This is a genomic window from Microbulbifer variabilis ATCC 700307 (assembly GCF_000380565.1).
Classification (GTDB): Bacteria; Pseudomonadota; Gammaproteobacteria; order Pseudomonadales; family Cellvibrionaceae; genus Microbulbifer; species Microbulbifer variabilis.
On record NZ_AQYJ01000027.1, the window covers coordinates 427,677 to 444,548 of the forward strand.

The window sequence follows — 16,872 nt, forward strand, 5'->3', positions numbered from 1 at the left end:
TCCCCTGCAGGCGTATTTATCGGCCCGGCATCATAGCACAGCGTTCGGACAGGCATGCTGGGGTATATAATGCTGGGCTTTCATATAATTTTCTGAGGTGAGCTATGCAGCGTCCCAGCGGCCGCGCAGCGGCGCAATTGCGCCAGATTCAAATAACCCGTAACTACACCCGTCACGCTGAGGGCTCTGTTTTGGTAGAGTTCGGCGATACACAAGTTTTGTGTAACGCATCGGTGTCGAGTGAAGTGCCGCGGTTTTTGCGTGGTCAAGGTAGTGGTTGGATTACCGCTGAGTATGGGATGCTGCCGCGTTCCACCGACTCGCGTATGCCGCGCGAAGCGGCCAAGGGCAAGCAGAGTGGCCGCACTGTTGAGATCCAGCGCTTGATAGGCCGCTCTTTACGCGCAGCGGTAGATTTGGAAAAGCTAGGTGAAAACCAGATCACCTTGGATTGCGATGTTATTCAGGCCGATGGCGGTACGCGAACGGCCGCTATTACTGGCGCCTGTGTGGCCTTGGTGGACGCCCTGCGCTATATGCAGCGAGAAAAAATCCTTACCGAGGATCCATTGCTCAACTTGGTCGCTGCGGTTTCTGTTGGTATCTATGATGGCGAGGCAGTACTCGACCTGGATTACCCGGAGGATAGTGCGGCTGATACCGATATGAATCTGGTGATGGCAGCAGATGGTGGCATGATTGAAGTTCAGGGTACAGCAGAGGGCAAGCCTTTCACTGAGAAGCAGTTCGCACAGCTGCTGGGGCTTGGCAAGGCAGGTATTGGTGAACTGATTGCACTCCAACAGGAGGCGCTAAATCAGTAGCAACCGGTAACTGATGGCGAGTCCTGTATGTCGCCAACAAGTAAGCTGATCTATGAAGCCTGGACGAATCCAGGCTTCATAGCATTCACACTTCAATGTCGTAATCCATCATCACTGGAAGGTGACTGGAAAATTTAACGTTCTTGTTGATAGCCCCATATTCGATACGGTTTTTCAAGCCATGCGACACGATTTGCATGTCGGTGCGCCAGCCATCGCCCTCGCCCACGGCGCCGCTCGGCCACCAGGAAAATTCATCGGTGTCCTTGACTACGCGGCGGAAGGCATCGACATAGCCAATCTCATTGAACAGTTGGTCCAGCCAGCGCTGCTCGTGGCGCATAAACCCGGGGCTATCCTGGTGATCTTGCCAGTTCTGCACATCGGCCCGGCGGTGGGCCATGCCCCAGTTGCCACAGAAAATAAAATCGCGGCGTTTGCGGCTGATCTTATGCAAATGCGCCTGCATATCGTCGAAGAACTGGACCTTTTTCTCCAGTGATGCTTCATCCGTTGCCACTGGAGCAAGCAGGGAGCCAACACTCAGGCGTTCGAAGTCTGCTTGCAAATAACGTCCGTACATATCTTCGCCATTGGCAAAGCCCATTCCAAAAATAATCGCCTTGGGCTGGTTGCGCGTATAGATCGCCACACCATTTTCATGGGGTGTGCCCGAGTCGAAAAAATAGCTGTAATAGCCGTCGGGGTGGAATATGGGGTGGTCAAGCTCTGGCTCCAGGGAGCGCAGGTCCTGAAGGCAGATAATGTCTGCGTCCTGCTCAGCCAACCAATCGTAGAGACCGCGTTGTGCGGCCTGATGAATGCCGTCTACAGACAAGCTCACTATTCGCATTATTAGCCCCTTACCAGCGGACTGTGTATCATTAGAAACATTATTTGCATGCCTATCCCCGGGATTGCTTCGGGGAGGTCTCCCTTCACCTTAGCCAATAGTTAACAATTTTCCATGCAGCAATATCAGCGCGATTTTATCCAATTGGCCCTGGATCATCAGGTGTTGTGTTTTGGCGACTTCACCTTGAAATCAGGCCGTCAGAGCCCCTACTTCTTCAATGCCGGCCGATTCCACACCGGTGCCGCACTGGCAGCACTCGGACAGGCCTACGCCGAAGCGATTATCGCATCGGGAGTGGAGTTTGATGTCATTTTCGGACCGGCTTACAAGGGCATTCCGCTGGGTGCGGTGACTGCCGTGGCATTGGCCCAGAAAGGCATTGATAAACCTTTTTGCTACAACCGCAAAGAGGCCAAGGATCACGGCGAAGGCGGAACCTTAGTGGGTGCGCCGCTTAATGGCAAGGTTTTGATTATCGATGATGTGATTACTGCGGGCACCGCGGTGCGTGAAGTCATGCAGATTATCGAGTCTCATGGTGCTGAACCGGCGGGTGTAGTGATTGGTTTGAACCGTCAGGAAAAAGCCGGTGAGGATTGTGAATTCTCCGCTATTCAGAAAGTAGAGAGACAGTACAATATTCCAGTGATCAGCATTGTCCAGTTGGATAATGTGATCAGCTTTCTCGAGCAGGAATCGCAGGACGGCGAGACCCTGCAAAAAATTGTGGACTACCGGCAACGTTATGGGGTTTCAGGTCAATAAATAGGCCTTTTCCTGCAGCGGGCCGCACTGTTTAGTGAGAAGAGCGATGCCAATCGCCCCTATTGCACGTTTACTGGTTCCAGGCCTTTTACTGCTCTCCATCCTGGCAAATGCCGCAGGCGGAGCCAGGGGGCAGGTACTTTATCGCTACACTGATAATCAGGGCATTTTGGTGCTCAATGAGAGCGTGCCTCCTGAATATGTGGCTGGGGGCTATGAGATCCTCAGTCACTCCGGTCGAGTATTGGAGGTGGTGCCGCCGCAATTGAGCCCAGAGGAGTATGAGGTTCAACGTCAGCAGGAGGTTCAGAAAGAAGCTGATCGCAAACTGCTCAAGCGTTACAACAGTGTTGCCGATATTGAGAGTGCGCGTAAACGCAAGTTGGCAATTGTCGAGCAGGACATGGCGATTATGCGCTCGAATATCAATAGCCTCGGTCTACAGATTGCTCAGGAAGAAGCGAGCGCGGCACGTACCCAGCGCGGTGGTCGCGAGGTGGCCCCGGAACTGCTGCAGCGTATTGCCGACCTGCAAAAAGAGGTTTCAGTGTTGCGTGAGCGGCTCAGCCGGCGCGCTGATGAGGCCGTCTCTATCAATGATGAGTTTGATAAAGCTGCTGCGCGCTATGCTGAGCTTATGGCTAAACACTAAATGAAGCCGAATTCGCGAGGATAATTGCTCAGTGAGTTTTATCCTCAGGCTCCAACCGGCGTCATTTTTCTAAATTATTCCGTGGCTTGGCTGCAGCTATTTAGCGAGCTGCAGCCACTGTCTCACGGAAAAACCCCGAGGTTAAGACCGGCCATTGCTCAGCCCAGTATTCTGTAGGCTTGCGCTTGAAGCCGCTGCGTACGTATTGCACGATACGGCCTTCGGCACTGGCCAGTAACAGATTGGCGGCCCCGCCCAGGGGCAGAGTTGGGCGGAGGTGTTCGCGAAGCTCTGCCTCGCGCAGAATTTGCCGGATCTGGGTCTCCAGGCGATCGAATAGCTGCAGGATACGCCCGTGTAATCGCTCAGTTTCGCCTGTCAGTGCATCGCCAGTGAGGAGGCGGGTTATACCCGGATTGCGCTCACAGAAAGCCAGAAGAAGGTGCAGAATTTTCTGGCAACGGTTCAGGGCTGAGGGCTCCTCCTGCAAAATCATTGCAATGCGTGTGAAAACTGTCTCCTCGATAAATTCGATAAGACCTTCAAACATTTTTGATTTACTTGGGAAATGGCGATAAAGCGCCGCTTCTGAGAAGCCGACTTCCTTGGCCAGGGCTGCAGTTGTAATACGTGCGCCGGGACTGGCTTCCAGCATATGTGCCAGAGCTTCCAGGATCTGTTGACGCCGATTGATTTTTTCGCTGCTCATTGACTGCCTTTAGTCCGCTTGGGGAGCGGACGGTGGTTTTTGCTCTTGTTGCCTTAATATTGCGGCGGCGGAATCCTACCGATTCGCTCGGCTGTCTTCAATTGCCAAGGACGATTGTGTGTCCGCTTTATGCGTCATTGTTGGTAATTAGGGTGCCAACGCCGGTATCTGTGAAGATTTCCAGCAATACCGCATGAGGTACCCTGCCATCGATAATATGTGCCGAGGTCACACCGGCTTTAACAGCATGCAATGCGCAGGCAATTTTGGGCAGCATGCCGCCGTGAATTGTACCGTCTGCAATTAAGCCTTCTACCTGCGGTGTACTCAAACCGGTCAGTACCTCTCCCTTTTTATCTTTAAGGCCCGATACGTTGGTGAGTAGCATCAGTTTTTCTGCTTTTAGATATTCGGCAATTTTACCGGCGACCAAGTCCGCATTGATATTGTATGAAATACCATCCTTGTCGACCCCAATTGGAGCGATTACCGGAATAAAATCGCTGTGAATCAACATATCAATAACATCGGTATTGACCTTTTCTACCTCGCCCACCTGGCCGATGTCGATAATCTCCGAGGCATGCAGGCCGGCGCTCTCATTTTTTCTGGTGAGTTTACGTGCCTTGATTAATAAGCCATCCTTACCGGTGACACCCACAGCACGGCCGCCGTTATGGTTGATCAAGTTGACAATTTGTTTATTGACGGTGCCGCCTAACACCATTTCCACCACATCCATGGTTTCGCTGTCAGTGATGCGCATACCATCGACAAAACGGGATTCGATACTCAGTTTGTTCAGGAGCTGACCAATTTGCGGACCGCCGCCGTGTACCACCACGGGGTTCATACCAACCAGCTTCATCAGGATAATATCCCGGGCAAAGCTGTTCTGAAGCTCCCTGTCCACCATGGCATTTCCGCCAAACTTCACTACAACGGTCTTGCTGGTAAATTGCTGGATATAAGGCAATGCCTCATTCAGGACCTGGGCAACACGCAGTGCGGACTTTTTATCGAGGGACATGGAAATTCCTTTGGAGTAAGGCACGTTTGAGCGGAATTCTCCTGCCGCCCAATCTATGCCGAGAGTGCCGCGCAGGTACGCGGATATGTTGTGGATATAAACATACCGACCGCCGGTCGGCAGCGGCACTTATCCGTGCCGCAGTATATTCAGGTCAATTTATACTCGTCAGTCGAGAAGCTGCCAGTTAGGCACGGTAATAGTGGGATCGATTTTTTTGAGCTGATCCATAACCTGTTTGCGAATACGTTCTAGAGCCTCTTCATTTTCAGCTTCAAAACGAAGGGTTAAAACGCTAGTAGTATTGGAGGCCCGCACCAGTCCCCAGCCATCGTTGAACTCTATTCGCAAGCCATCGATAGTATTGACGTCCGCACCGGTAAAGCCCCCTTGCTCGCGTAACTTTTCAATCAGGGCAAATTTTTCCTGCTCCGCCACAGGTAACAGGATTTCTGGGGTACTTTGCATTTTGGGTAGGGTGTCCAGCAACTCGTCGAGGCTCTGTTCACGTAGTGCCATAATTTCCAGGATGCGCGCAGCCGCGTAAATACCATCATCAAAGCCAAACCAACGATCCTTGATGAAAATATGCCCGGATAATTCGCCACCAAGAATGGCTTTGGTTTCCAGCATTTTGGTTTTCATCGGGGCATGGCCTGTTTTCCACATTACCGGTCGGCCTCCATATTGGCTGACCAATTGCGCCAGGCTGCGACTGCTTTTCACATCAAAGACAATGCTTTCACCGGGGTGCCTGCCGAGAATATCCCTGGCTAACAACATAACCAGTTGGTCGGCCCAGGCGATACGTCCACTGCTGGATACCAGGGTAACCCGATCGCCGTCGCCATCGAGAGCCACGCCCAAGTCCGCTCCGGCCTCAGCGACTTTATCTATCAGAGCCTGGAGGTTTTCCGGGCGCGAAGGATCTGGCGGGTGGTTGGGGAAGTTCCCATCCACTTCGCAGAATATTGGTGTTACTGCACAGCCCAGTTGCTCGAACAGGCGCGGGGCCAGTAGGGAAGTAGCGCCGTTGCCCGCGTCCACTACTAGGTGAGGCTGCCCGGCGAGCGCTACATTGTTGAAGATCTCATCGATATACTTGTCTTTGATATCCTGCTCGCGGTTACTGCCTTCTCCATCCTTGAAAGGGCCCTTTTTCATTAGCTGGTAAAGCCCCTGGAGCTTCTCCTCGGCCAGAGGGCGGCCCTTGAGTATAATCTTGAATCCATTGTATTCGGCGGGGTTGTGGCTGGCGGTTACTATAACTCCACTGGTGGTGTTCTTGCCTTTTGCGCAAGCGTAATAGAGTAAAGGTGATGGGACCAAGCCCAGGTCAACACTGTTACAGCCGGTATCGAGAATACCTTCCATCAGACAATTACTGAGCAGTTCACTGCTATTTCGGCCATCGCGTCCCACAAGCAGAATATGCTCCCCTGCGTGTAGGGCTAGGGTACCGAGAGCGCGCCCAAGCTGGTATGCGAAAGGCTCGTTGATCTCATCGCCGGCAATACCGCGAATGTCGTATGCGCGAAATACGTGCGCGGGAAACTCGGTGCCCAGAGAGGAGTGCGGCTTGTTCACTTCTTTAGGGGTATTTTCTGCATGGCTTTGCTCGGTGGCCTGTGGAGCGATACTGGGGGCCGCGGCCAGGCTCTGGGGCAGGGAACCATCCTGCTGTGGGGCCTCACCCTCTATTTCTCCAAGTTTACTCGTCCTCTCGCTGTCTTTTGTGTTTCTTTGGCTGCGTTCCCAGGGAGCGCGAGTGTCTTGTGGAAGAAAGCGTATCAATAGCAGCAGTGTAACCAGCAGGCCGGCACCGGCACCGAGATAAATCCAAAGCGTCGACAGGCTGTATTGTTCGGTGAATGTAGTGGAAGGGCTAAATTTCACATGCAGATAGCTTCCCTGAATATCCACAGTGGAGGTATAGCTCCCACCCTGCCCGCTGCTCCATAGAGTTTGTGCAGCCCCATCGGGAAATTTCTGGGTGAGCTGAATTTGTCCCTGACCCTTATCAAGGTCATCCAGAGTGCTTTCTATTACGGTAAAGGGTTGGCTTACCAGCAGTTGCTCGCTACTTAGGTTGATGACGTTGTGTAATTGCCAGCTGTTATCGGAGCCTGTGCGCAGTATTTCCAGGGGTTGCTGTGCGTCCAATCGGGTTCGTTTGAGCAGATCTACCAGGGCGAAATTGAGACTCGGGTCTGAGCCGGCTCCGACCTGAATCTGCGCGCTGCTAAATACCTGTACCCTCGATTGCTCTGGCAGTTCGGCAGTATTGAGAAGAGTGGCAGCCGGCGTCTGTAACGCACTGATTTTTTGCAGGCGCCGAGAACGCTCGATCAGTTGCTGTTGAATTACCTGAGCTAATGTTTCTCCCTGTTTTTCAGCCGCTTTGGCCACCTGGGAACGGTTATGGGGTTTGACCAGATGTTCAATGATTAAATAGGCTCCACAGAGCCAGGCTACAGCGGCCAGTAGGGAAGGTAGTAGTAGTCCTTTGTGCAATGCTGAATTGCGTTGACTGTTGTTCTTGGAAACCACAGATATTCCTGTCCGAGATTTTTTACTGTTGTGCCTTGGTGGCAATTATTTCTATAAGCTGCCTGGCCAGATCGTTCTTCAAGGCTGGCGGTAGAGTATCGCTGCCATTTCGATCTATCACTGTGACCGCGTTGTGGTCGCTGTTAAAACCGCTATCTGCGCGGCTTACATCATTGGCAATTATCATATCTAGATTTTTTCGCTGCAGCTTACTCAGTGCATACTGCTCCACCTGTTGGGTCTCTGCGGCAAAGCCAACCGTAAATGGGCGTCGTTCCACGCGTGCAGCGATACCGGCAACGATATCGGGGTTTTTAATCAGGGCAATAGAGCTTTCATCATGGTCTTCCTGCTTCTTGATTTTTTGCTCGGCGGCGGCGGCTGGACGAAAATCTGCAACAGCGGCAGCGCTGATAAAGATGTCACAGAGGTCCGCTGCGCGCTCGGCAGCAGCGCGCATTTCTCGTGCGTCGACAACGTCGACGCGCTTAACATGGGCCGGAGTGGCCAAGTTTACCGGCCCGGCAATCAATGTCACCTGGGCGCCGGCCCGTTGAGCGGCCTTGGCTAGTGCGAACCCCATTTTGCCGGAACTGTGGTTGCTCAGATAGCGTACCGGGTCCAGTGCTTCGCGGGTTGGACCAGCGGTGATGACTACGTTTTTGCCTTGCAGGCAGTCGCTACTGCCGAACATAGTTTCCGCCTGTAGTACTAACTCTGCGGGCTCGAGCATGCGCCCCGGCCCTACATCTCCACAGGCTTGACTGCCGGCCGCTGGACCCCATAAGTGAACTCCGCGGTCGCGCAGAGTTTTTGCATTGGCTGTTGTAGCGGGGTGGCGCCACATGGCCTGATTCATCGCGGGTGCTAGCGCCAGGGGTGCCTCACTGGCCAGGCACAGGGTGTTGAGCAGATCATCGGCCATGCCGCAGGTGAGTTTCGCCATCACCTGGGCGCTTGCGGGTGCAATCAGGATTAGCTCGGCCCACTTGGCCAGCTCAATATGCCCCATGGCTGCTTCAGCGGCAGGGTCCAACAGGTCAGAGTGAACAGGGTTGCTAGACAGAGCCTGGAAAGTCAGGGGCTGCACAAATTTTTGGGCTCCGGCAGTCATAACCACCCTTACCTCGGCACCGCGATCTTTCAGACGGCGTACCAGGTCGGCGCTTTTGTATGCGGCGATACCGCCACTGATACCCAAAAGAATGCGTTTATTGGTAAGGGGGGACATAGATACAGTTTCCGAATATATGCGAGCGGGTTAGATTAGCATTTCTGCGTCCGTACTTATAAGGCGGAGAATAGACACGAAAATCGCGTTTGGGGTGAGTTGGTGAGAGGGTTCACAGAAAAAGGCTGCCAGGAAAGGCTGGGAAGTGGATATGAAAATCAAGGATTGGCCGGAGGCTGAAAGGCCTCGGGAGAAGTTGTTGGCGCGAGGTGCCGCAGCGTTGTCGGACGCGGAGTTGTTGGCCATATTCCTGCGTGTGGGTTTGCCAGGGGTTTCGGCGGTGGACTTGGCACGCAGTCTACTGACTGAGTTCGGCGGTCTACGAGCGCTGCTAGAAGTGGATAGGGACCAGTTTTGTCGCGCGCGCGGATTGGGGGATGCCAAGTTTGTCCAGCTGCAAGCGGCGCTGGAAATGGCAAGGCGCCATTTGGCGGAGACTGTGAGCCAGGGGAGCGCACTGTGCAGTCCGGCTGCAGTGCGAGACTATTTAGCGATGCAGCTGCGCCACCGCCGACGGGAAGTATTCTGCTGCCTGTACCTGGATACCCAGCATCGTGTGATTGCTTTTGAGGAGCTGTTTGAGGGAACGCTCAATGCTGCCAGTGTCTATCCCCGTGAGGTGGTACAGACGGCTCTGCATCGCAATGCGGCAGCGCTAATCCTGGCGCACAATCACCCCTCTGGCATCTGTGAGCCCAGCCAAGCGGACATATGGATCACTGAGCGCTTGGTACAGGCCTTGGAGCTGGTCGATATTAAAGTTCTAGATCACTTAATCGTTGGTGAGGACAAGGCTTTATCCTTTGCCGAGCAGGGGCTTCTGTAAAGATGCCGTGATCGGCGCAGAACTGCTGTACAAAACTTGCTCCCTACGGGCTCTTTTGGTATAAAACGCCGCTCTTTGCGGCCGGGCCAGATTCTGCACAGGTTCCGCCGCCATCCAGGAACCGGATTAGAATCCCGATTTTTATGTTCCCGCACTACCTTTTCCTCTTCAGGATTGGCGCTATGCGGGCACAAGCGTTTTGAAGAGGCCAACAGATGTCCAAGGTATGTCAGGTAACCGGTAAGCGTCCGGTCACCGGAAACAATGTATCCCACGCTAAGAACCGCACCAAGCGTCGCTTCGTGCCAAATCTGCACAGTCACCGTTTCTGGGTTGAGTCCGAGAAGCGTTTCGTGAAACTGCGTGTTTCCGCAAAAGGCATGCGCGTTATCGATAAGAAAGGTATCGACGCTGTCCTGACTGAGCTGCGCGCCCGCGGCGAAAAAGTGTAACAGCTGTAACCCAGCTAATAGATTGGAGATAGAGCAATGCGTGAGAAGATTCGTCTGAATTCCAGCGCCGGTACTGGCCACTTCTACACCACTACCAAGAACAAGCGCAACATGCCCGAGAAGATGGAGATCAAAAAGTACGATCCCGTTGTACGTAAGCATGTGATGTACAAGGAAGGCAAAATTAAGTAATTGCCTACCGCTACTGTACAGAAAGCCCGGTTTTAACCGGGCTTTTTTGTGCGTTGTGGAAATTGAGCAGCCAGTTTAGACAGGGTATTCCAGACGATGCCAGAGCTCCCGGAAGTAGAAACCACCCTCAGAGGTCTGAAACCTCACTTGGAGGGGCACAAAATTCGCTCCGCAAAGGTGCGTCAGCACCAATTGCGCTGGACTGTGGACGCAGACTTTGAACGTCGTATCCGAAATGCCCGAATACTGAAGCTGGAGCGCCGGGCTAAGTACCTACTGGTGCATACTGACAAAGGCTGCGCTATCTGGCACCTAGGGATGTCTGGCAGTCTGCGTATGGTTGAGCCTGCACTGGCACCGGAAAAGCATGATCATATCGACTGGCGCCTGGATAGCGGTCTCACACTGCGTTACCGCGACCCTCGCCGTTTTGGTGCCCTATTGTGGACGGCGGCGGACCCACTGACTCATGATTTGCTCAGCCACCTGGGTCCCGAGCCTCTCTCAGAAGAATTTTGTGGTGACTATTTGTTTGAAGCTTCGCGAAAGCGTAAGCAGTCGGTTAAAACCTTCATTATGGATGGCCGTATCGTTGTGGGGGTGGGCAATATTTACGCTAGTGAATCCCTATACCTAGCGGGGGTTCGCCCCGACCGACAGGCCGGTTCCATCTCCAAAGCCCGATACCAGCGCATGGCCAAATCCATAAAGCAGGTTCTGAGTCAGGCAATCGCCCAGGGCGGAACGACCTTGCGGGATTTCATTGGGGGCGATGGAAAGCCGGGCTATTTCGCCCAGCAGCTCAATGTTTATGGCCGTGCAGGTGAGCCTTGTCCCTCGTGTGGACGAGCGGTGCGGGACATGGTTTTGGGTCAGAGAAACACTTTCTTCTGTTCCAGCTGCCAGCGTTAATTTGCAGTAAATCTGGGGAACTGTCTACGGCAATACTAATATCAAGCTATCGCCGTCTACGGAGATAGTCCGTGGTAATGTTATTGCCATTTATCACCACCTTACTGTCAGCATGGTACATCTGGAGTGGACACCCGCGGGCGGCAATTGGCTGGTGGCTCGTGACCTTGGCAATTTATCTTGCCTGGTTCACATATCATTGGACTACTAAGCTACACCTTTCCTTCTAAGAATAGGCCTCAAAGGGGCTTGCCATGGTGTATACGGTGCGAAGGTTCGACGCCCTGCTTCTGTTACTGATTACAGTGGCATTGTGGTTTGCTTTCCTCGTGGAGCTGTTTTTCCATCAGCCACCCTGCCCTCTATGCTTACTGCAGAGGGTGGCTTTTACTATGGTGGGTATTGGACTGCTGATGAACCTGCGCTTTGGTGTGCGGCCTTTACATTATGGAATGGTCATACTATCAGGGCTTGCCGGTTTAGCTGTGGCTGGGCGACAAGTGCTACTGCATATCCTTCCTGGCAACCCGGGCTTTGGTGAAGCTTTCTTTGGCCTGCACCTTTATACCTGGTCAGCTGTTGCCTTTTTTGGGCTTCTAGCTTATTCAGGGGTTGCCATGATGCTAGGATTTTCCCAGCGCAATTTTGCGCCACGTCGTTTCAGTTTTGTGGAAAAATCTGTTGCCACTGCTTTTTTTACCATCGTCATGGTTAATCTGATAGGCGTTTTTCTTGAGTGCGGCCTGGGGCCCTGTACCAGTGGCTCTTTTGGCTATCACTGGTTGTGGACTTAAGCTTGCTCATAAAAGCTTCTCCTTTTCTACAATTACGACAGTGCCATGGGTTATATGTGCTGGACTGGCTGTTACATTTACCTATAAAAGACAGTTGCATATATTTCAAAAAAATATTTTCGAGCCGCTTATTTTTAAAGCCAATTACTTTCCGTGGATTGACTGGGGTGCCTCTGAAAAAGGAAGCTCGTATGAAGCGTTTGGTTTTGATTTTATATTGTTTTTCTTTGCTGTCCTGCGGTGAAGCTATTCCACAGAATAGTTCCAGCCTAGTTCCTGCTCAGCTGATTTTGGAAAATGCTTATATCTATACACTGGATAAATCCCGTTCCGTTGCCTCGGCCATGGTTATCAGGGATGGGTATATTGTTTACATTGGCGATGAACAGGGTGCAAAAAAATACATTGGGCCAGATACAAAGGTTGAGAACCTACAGGGAAAACTGATCTTACCAGGGTTTATTCAGGGAGCAAAAATTGCCGGATCGGCATTTGGCATTGATTTGCACGCGGGAAATACGGTTGATGATTACCGGCGGGCGGTAGAAGTTTATATCCAGGAAAACCCGGATCAACAGGTTGTGGTTGGTTCAGGATGGCGCCCACAAGCATTTTCAGATCATAAAATTCATAAAGAAATTCTCGATCAAATAAATGATTTAATTCCTATTATTCTGGTTTCTGCTGACGGAACGAGTATCTGGACAAATTCCGAAGGGCTCGCTGCCGCCGGTATTGATAACGATACGAAAAATCCACTAAATGGATTTATTGCTAAAAATGAGGATGGTATCGCAATAGGCTTATTGCGTGGCCGAGGTGCGACAGAACTATTGCAGAAATTGATCCCAGATAAGCGTTCGACAGATTACCATAAGGATATTTTACGTATAAATAGTCTGGCCCCCAGTTGGGGTGTGACAACACTTTATGAGACCAATACCCCTTTGGTTAGCGGTGGAAAATTAATGACGATTCTGGATAAATTTTCAGATCTAGAACCATTGGACTTGCGGGTAAGAAGCTCATTTACTGTTTTGCCTGATATGACAGCAGCACAGTTTAGGACGCTACAGGCTCTTACCAAACGGTATTCCGGTGAAGATTTTCGTATAGGTTCTGTCAGTATCAGTACCCCTGTCTCTCCGAATGCAGTTGGCCATAGTTCAGAAACTGGAAAATTACCGGCAATAATACAGCTAGTAGAGCGAGCAAATATTCATAATTTCCCTGTACAACTTTACGTGCATAATCGCGTTGGCACTGAGTTGGCTTTAGGAGTTCTCTTGCAGCTGGGAGATATGGCCAAAAAAAGAAACCCGCGTAACAGTATCTTCAATGCTACGATTGCCGATGCCGATGAATTACAGAAATTTGCAAAGGGTAAAATTGTAGCGGTAGTTCATCCGAGCAAAATTCCGCTACAGAAAAAAAATTTCAATGTAGAAAATAGTAAACATTTTTTTCCGGAAGGCGTTACTTTGGTTTCTGGGTATGTATTGTCTTCAGGTAGGGAGAGTAGTCCACTGTTTGGGATTCAATCCGGGGTAGAGCGCAATATCCCTCTGGAGGTGATGCTTGAGACTTTTACTATAAATGGAGCCTATGCCCATGGGCTGGAATCGGAAACAGGCAGTCTGGAAAAGGATAAGTGGGCGGATTTTATTGTGCTGGATCGTAATCTATTCCAGATTCCTGTAAGTGAAATCCACAAAGCCAATATCCTGCGGACTTATTACAAGGGGCGGCTGGTTTATGAATTTGGTAGCGATAAATTGCCCAATGAAAAAAGCCCCTGATGTGCAGAGGCTTTTAAGTATCCCACCTGAGATCAGTGCCCCAGGGCGCTCCCCTCACGACGGGGGTCAGCGCCGCCATGGAGTTTTTTATCCTTTAGGGCAATTGCATGAATGCCGCTATTGAGATTGCGCTCGACTACCTGATGTCCGCGTGCCTTCAGCTTTTCTACAGTTTCACTGCTGAAAAACCCCGGTTCCAGTTCCACGCGCCGGCCGATAGCGCCAATATTACCGGCGGCTATAGCGTTTGCGATCGGCATATCCAGACCCAAATGATAGAGAATGGTTCGAGCCGTATAGTCGATGATGCGGGATCCACCGGGGGAGCCAACCAGCAGGCGCATACTGCCGTCCTTGTTGAATACGATAGTGGGTGACATGGATGAACGGGGTCTTTTTTCGGCTTGGATACGGTTGGCTACCAGATTCCCATCGGCATCCCTTGGCGTGAAGGAAAAGTCGGTTAATTGGTTGTTCAGCAGAAATCCCTTCACCAGTAAACGTGATCCAAACCCCGTCTCAATGCTGGTCGTCATACTGACACCATTGCCGTAGCGGTCCACCACTACCAGATGACTGGTGTTGGGCATCTCCGGTGACTGGGCCATTGTGCGCTTGCTAGTACCGGCCGAGGGATTGCCTGGCTTGGCGGTGTTGGCGCTATCTGGGTCGATCAAGGCAGCGCGACTGCTTAGGTAGTCGGGAGAGACCAGGGGCTTGCTCGGCACACTGACAAAATCCGCATCGGCGGAGTAGGTATTGCGGTCGGCAAATGCCAGCTCGGAGGCTTCAATAAACAGGTGGGTGAGAAGGTCGTCGCCAGCCTCCATCTTGTCCAGCGGAAACTGCTGCAGCATGCCCAATATTCCACCCACAGTGGTACCCCCTGAGGAGGGAGCATCGGCACCACAGACGCGATATTCGAGGAATAGTGAGCATAAGGGCTCACGCTGCTTGGCTTTATAGGTAGCCATATCTTCCAGGCTGAGCAGACCGGGGTTTTCCGGGTCGTTATTTACTGCCTCTACAATAGCCTTGGCTATTTCGCCATGATAAAACGCATCTGAGCCACCTTTGGCAATCATTCGCAATGTCTGGGCGTAATCATGGTTCTTCAGCTTGTGCCCCACAGGCAGAGGCTTTCCATCATTGTCGAAGAAGTAGTTGGCGATAGCCGGCCTGGCGGCAACGCTCGGAAGCCTGAGCAGGAGCTGGTGCAGACGAGGGGAAATCTCAAATCCGTTTTCGGCTAAGTCGATAGCGGGCTGGAACAGGGATTCCCATGGGAGTTTGCCATCGCGCTTGTGTGCCATTTCCAGCATGCGGATAACGCCGGGTACACCTACTGAGTAGCCACCAATAACCGCTCGGATAAATGAGCGGGGCTTACCCTCGTGCATAAAGTAATGTTCATCGACTGCAGCGGGCGCTGTCTCGCGACCATCGTAGTATTGGAGTTCTTTGTCGTCGGCGTCATAACTGAGCATGAAGGCACCGCCACCAATACCTGATGACTGAGGCTCCACAAGCCCCAATACCATTTGTGCGGCTATAGCAGCATCCACAGCGGTACCTCCTTGGGCGAGAACCTGCTCAGCTGCGCGACTGGCATGTGGATTGGCGGTAACCGCCATATAGGTGTTGGCTGTGGCCGACTTGATCGCACTGCGACCGGTATCGATCTCCGGTTGCGGCTCGTCGGCTATTGCTGGGGTCATTAAGACGGCAAAGGCGAGGAGAAGGTAGCGCACAACACACTCCGCGGATTGTGGAAAAATCCGCTTGAGTGTACCAGAAATAACCAGGTCCGGGCTTAGCGGAATTTCTCCTGGAGTGCGCTCTGTACTGCCGGTGGAACAAACTTGGTGACATCACCGTTCAAAGAGGCAATTTCTCTCACCAGAGATGAGGAAATGTAGGAAAGATGTTCCGCCGGTGTCAGGAACAGGCTTTCCATATTCGGCGCCAGCTGCCGGTTCATATTTGCCAGCTGGAACTCGTATTCGAAGTCGGATACTGCACGCAGGCCACGTAGTACGCCGTAGGCATCTACTTGGCGAACTAGGTCGGCCAGCAGAATATCAAAGCCGATAACTTCCACATTGGGCAGGTGGCCGAGTACCTTCTGGGACAGCTCTACCCTCTCATCCAAAGTGAACAAGGGGTTTTTGCGACTGCTGGCGGCCACAGCAACGATAACGTGGTCAAACAGGCGGCAGGCCCGCTCCACCAGGTCCAGATGGCCATTGGTGATTGGATCAAACGTTCCGGGATAGACGACTTTTTTCATACGCCAAGGCTTTTAGTGCGGGCCGAAAGGGATGCGAATGGTAAACAATTTACGGCTAAGGCTCAAAACCGAATGCATTCATATAATTTCGCTGGCTCCTCGCTATTCAGTTGAGCGTTGTTTAGTGCTGCTATCGCTATATAGACGCATACAAACCTGCCCAGCACGTTTTTCTTTGATTAATTGCCAGTTTGGCAATACTGGGGGAGGCGTGTTGCGAGGGGTTTCAATATATATCAATGCCTCCGCAGATAGATGGCCCTCAAGGGCGCTCAAGCTCTCCTGCCACAGGTCTTTGGCAAACGGCGGGTCAATAAAGACAATATCGTATTGCTTATCACTACTCGCAAGGAAATCGGCTGCCTCGCAGTTATACACCTGGGCTCTCTGTGCGCCCAGCAACTGCAGTTGCTGCTTGAGGGTGCGTGCCGCATGGGGATTCAGCTCGACAAAATCCACTGAGGCAGCGCCGCGGGACAAGGCCTCCAGGCCAAGGGCTCCGGAACCGGCGAATAGATCCAGGCAGTGAGCGGTTGGCAGATAAAACTGCAGCCAGTTGAATAGGGTTTCACGCAGTCGATCGCCCGTGGGCCTCAGTCCCTCTACTGGTGCGAACTGCAGTTTGCGTCCGCGCCACTGCCCTCCGATGATGCGAAGTTGGGAAAGAGGTTGTGGGGTGGGCTTGCGTGATGAACTTCTGGCCAAGGGAACTCTCTACTGGGGGCTTAGCGATGCTAAGATTAGCGTCTTTCTGCAAGCGGTACACCCGGATACACGAATGATCTTTGATTTCCTGCGTAAAAAGAAAAAGCGCAAACCTGAACAAAGCGAGTCCCAGCAGGAGCATGCGGAAGTTGCTGCTGCTTCTGGGGAGCTTTCCAGTGAGCAAGAATCCTCAGGCCATAAAGAGCCTTCGACTTCGGAAACCGGTGCTCAACTAGCGGGATATGTGTCTCCCCCAGTTGAAGAAAAGCCTACCGCTGTAGGGCG

General features: G+C 52.2%; 18 protein-coding genes. 10 read left to right on the forward strand and 8 right to left on the reverse strand.

What is annotated here, in order from left to right; all coding sequences use genetic code 11:
* The first annotated feature begins 104 nt into the window (after positions 1 to 104).
* Positions 105 to 824: a ribonuclease PH gene (rph, locus tag G367_RS0115040; RefSeq protein WP_020413973.1), complete on the forward strand. Its 720-nt coding sequence runs from the start codon at positions 105 to 107 to the stop codon at positions 822 to 824.
* 85 nt (positions 825 to 909) lie between these two features.
* Here rph and G367_RS0115045 read toward each other — a convergent pair whose 3' ends face one another.
* Positions 910 to 1,677, reverse strand: a complete 768-nt coding sequence (locus tag G367_RS0115045; RefSeq protein WP_020413974.1) for an exodeoxyribonuclease III — start codon at positions 1,675 to 1,677, stop codon at positions 910 to 912.
* Positions 1,678 to 1,791: 114 nt separating this feature from the next.
* Between G367_RS0115045 and pyrE the strand changes: the two genes are divergently transcribed.
* Together pyrE and G367_RS0115055 are read left to right on the forward strand one after the other, a co-directional pair.
* Positions 1,792 to 2,445 (forward strand): orotate phosphoribosyltransferase, encoded by a 654-nt coding sequence (gene pyrE, locus G367_RS0115050; protein WP_020413975.1) that lies wholly within the window; start codon positions 1,792 to 1,794, stop codon positions 2,443 to 2,445.
* A gap of 46 nt (positions 2,446 to 2,491) precedes the next feature.
* Complete coding sequence (locus tag G367_RS0115055; protein ID WP_020413976.1) at positions 2,492 to 3,097, forward strand: hypothetical protein; 606 nt, start codon at positions 2,492 to 2,494, stop codon at positions 3,095 to 3,097.
* A gap of 100 nt (positions 3,098 to 3,197) precedes the next feature.
* Here the strand turns inward: G367_RS0115055 and slmA are convergent, their stop codons facing one another.
* The 4 genes from slmA to coaBC all read right to left on the reverse strand — a co-directional run bounded on the left by slmA (position 3,198) and on the right by coaBC (position 8,617).
* Complete coding sequence (gene slmA / locus G367_RS0115060) at positions 3,198 to 3,806, reverse strand: nucleoid occlusion factor SlmA (RefSeq protein WP_020413977.1); 609 nt, start codon at positions 3,804 to 3,806, stop codon at positions 3,198 to 3,200.
* 127 nt (positions 3,807 to 3,933) lie between these two features.
* Complete coding sequence (gene argB / locus G367_RS0115065) at positions 3,934 to 4,836, reverse strand: acetylglutamate kinase (protein WP_020413978.1); 903 nt, start codon at positions 4,834 to 4,836, stop codon at positions 3,934 to 3,936.
* A gap of 168 nt (positions 4,837 to 5,004) precedes the next feature.
* The gene (locus tag G367_RS0115070; protein WP_020413979.1) at positions 5,005 to 7,386 is read right to left on the reverse strand and encodes a phosphomannomutase/phosphoglucomutase; all 2,382 of its coding nucleotides are present in this window, start codon (positions 7,384 to 7,386) and stop codon (positions 5,005 to 5,007) included.
* A gap of 22 nt (positions 7,387 to 7,408) precedes the next feature.
* Positions 7,409 to 8,617, reverse strand: coding sequence for a bifunctional phosphopantothenoylcysteine decarboxylase/phosphopantothenate--cysteine ligase CoaBC (gene coaBC / locus G367_RS0115075; RefSeq protein WP_020413980.1), 1,209 nt, complete (start codon positions 8,615 to 8,617; stop codon positions 7,409 to 7,411).
* A 151-nt stretch (positions 8,618 to 8,768) separates the two neighbouring features.
* On the opposite strand from coaBC, the gene radC reads away from it, so the two are divergent.
* From radC to G367_RS0115105, 7 genes are all read left to right on the forward strand, one after another.
* Positions 8,769 to 9,443, forward strand: a complete 675-nt coding sequence (radC, locus tag G367_RS0115080) for a RadC family protein (RefSeq protein ID WP_020413981.1) — start codon at positions 8,769 to 8,771, stop codon at positions 9,441 to 9,443.
* 215 nt (positions 9,444 to 9,658) lie between these two features.
* A complete protein-coding gene (gene rpmB / locus G367_RS0115085) occupies positions 9,659 to 9,895 on the forward strand; it encodes a 50S ribosomal protein L28 (protein WP_020413982.1) in 237 nt (78 codons plus the stop codon).
* Positions 9,896 to 9,931: 36 nt separating this feature from the next.
* Positions 9,932 to 10,087 carry a 50S ribosomal protein L33 gene (gene rpmG / locus G367_RS0115090; protein ID WP_020413983.1) on the forward strand — a complete coding sequence of 52 codons (156 nt, stop codon included), beginning with the start codon at positions 9,932 to 9,934 and terminating at the stop codon, positions 10,085 to 10,087.
* A 96-nt stretch (positions 10,088 to 10,183) separates the two neighbouring features.
* Positions 10,184 to 10,999, forward strand: coding sequence for a bifunctional DNA-formamidopyrimidine glycosylase/DNA-(apurinic or apyrimidinic site) lyase (mutM, locus tag G367_RS0115095; protein WP_020413984.1), 816 nt, complete (start codon positions 10,184 to 10,186; stop codon positions 10,997 to 10,999).
* A gap of 77 nt (positions 11,000 to 11,076) precedes the next feature.
* The gene (locus G367_RS26830) at positions 11,077 to 11,229 is read left to right on the forward strand and encodes a DUF5993 family protein (RefSeq protein WP_245556704.1); all 153 of its coding nucleotides are present in this window, start codon (positions 11,077 to 11,079) and stop codon (positions 11,227 to 11,229) included.
* Between the two features lie 24 nt (positions 11,230 to 11,253).
* Entirely contained in the window at positions 11,254 to 11,793 is a 540-nt protein-coding gene (locus G367_RS0115100; RefSeq protein WP_020413985.1) for a disulfide bond formation protein B, read from the forward strand.
* A 191-nt stretch (positions 11,794 to 11,984) separates the two neighbouring features.
* A complete protein-coding gene (locus G367_RS0115105; protein ID WP_020413986.1) occupies positions 11,985 to 13,592 on the forward strand; it encodes an amidohydrolase in 1,608 nt (535 codons plus the stop codon).
* Between the two features lie 32 nt (positions 13,593 to 13,624).
* On the opposite strand, the gene ggt is transcribed toward G367_RS0115105, so the two are convergent.
* The 3 genes from ggt to rsmD all read right to left on the reverse strand — a co-directional run bounded on the left by ggt (position 13,625) and on the right by rsmD (position 16,587).
* Positions 13,625 to 15,343 carry a gamma-glutamyltransferase gene (gene ggt / locus G367_RS0115110; protein WP_020413987.1) on the reverse strand — a complete coding sequence of 573 codons (1,719 nt, stop codon included), beginning with the start codon at positions 15,341 to 15,343 and terminating at the stop codon, positions 13,625 to 13,627.
* A 62-nt stretch (positions 15,344 to 15,405) separates the two neighbouring features.
* Positions 15,406 to 15,882 carry a pantetheine-phosphate adenylyltransferase gene (coaD, locus tag G367_RS0115115; protein ID WP_020413988.1) on the reverse strand — a complete coding sequence of 159 codons (477 nt, stop codon included), beginning with the start codon at positions 15,880 to 15,882 and terminating at the stop codon, positions 15,406 to 15,408.
* Between the two features lie 102 nt (positions 15,883 to 15,984).
* Positions 15,985 to 16,587 (reverse strand): 16S rRNA (guanine(966)-N(2))-methyltransferase RsmD, encoded by a 603-nt coding sequence (gene rsmD, locus G367_RS0115120; protein ID WP_020413989.1) that lies wholly within the window; start codon positions 16,585 to 16,587, stop codon positions 15,985 to 15,987.
* Between the last annotated feature and the right edge of the window lie 285 nt (positions 16,588 to 16,872).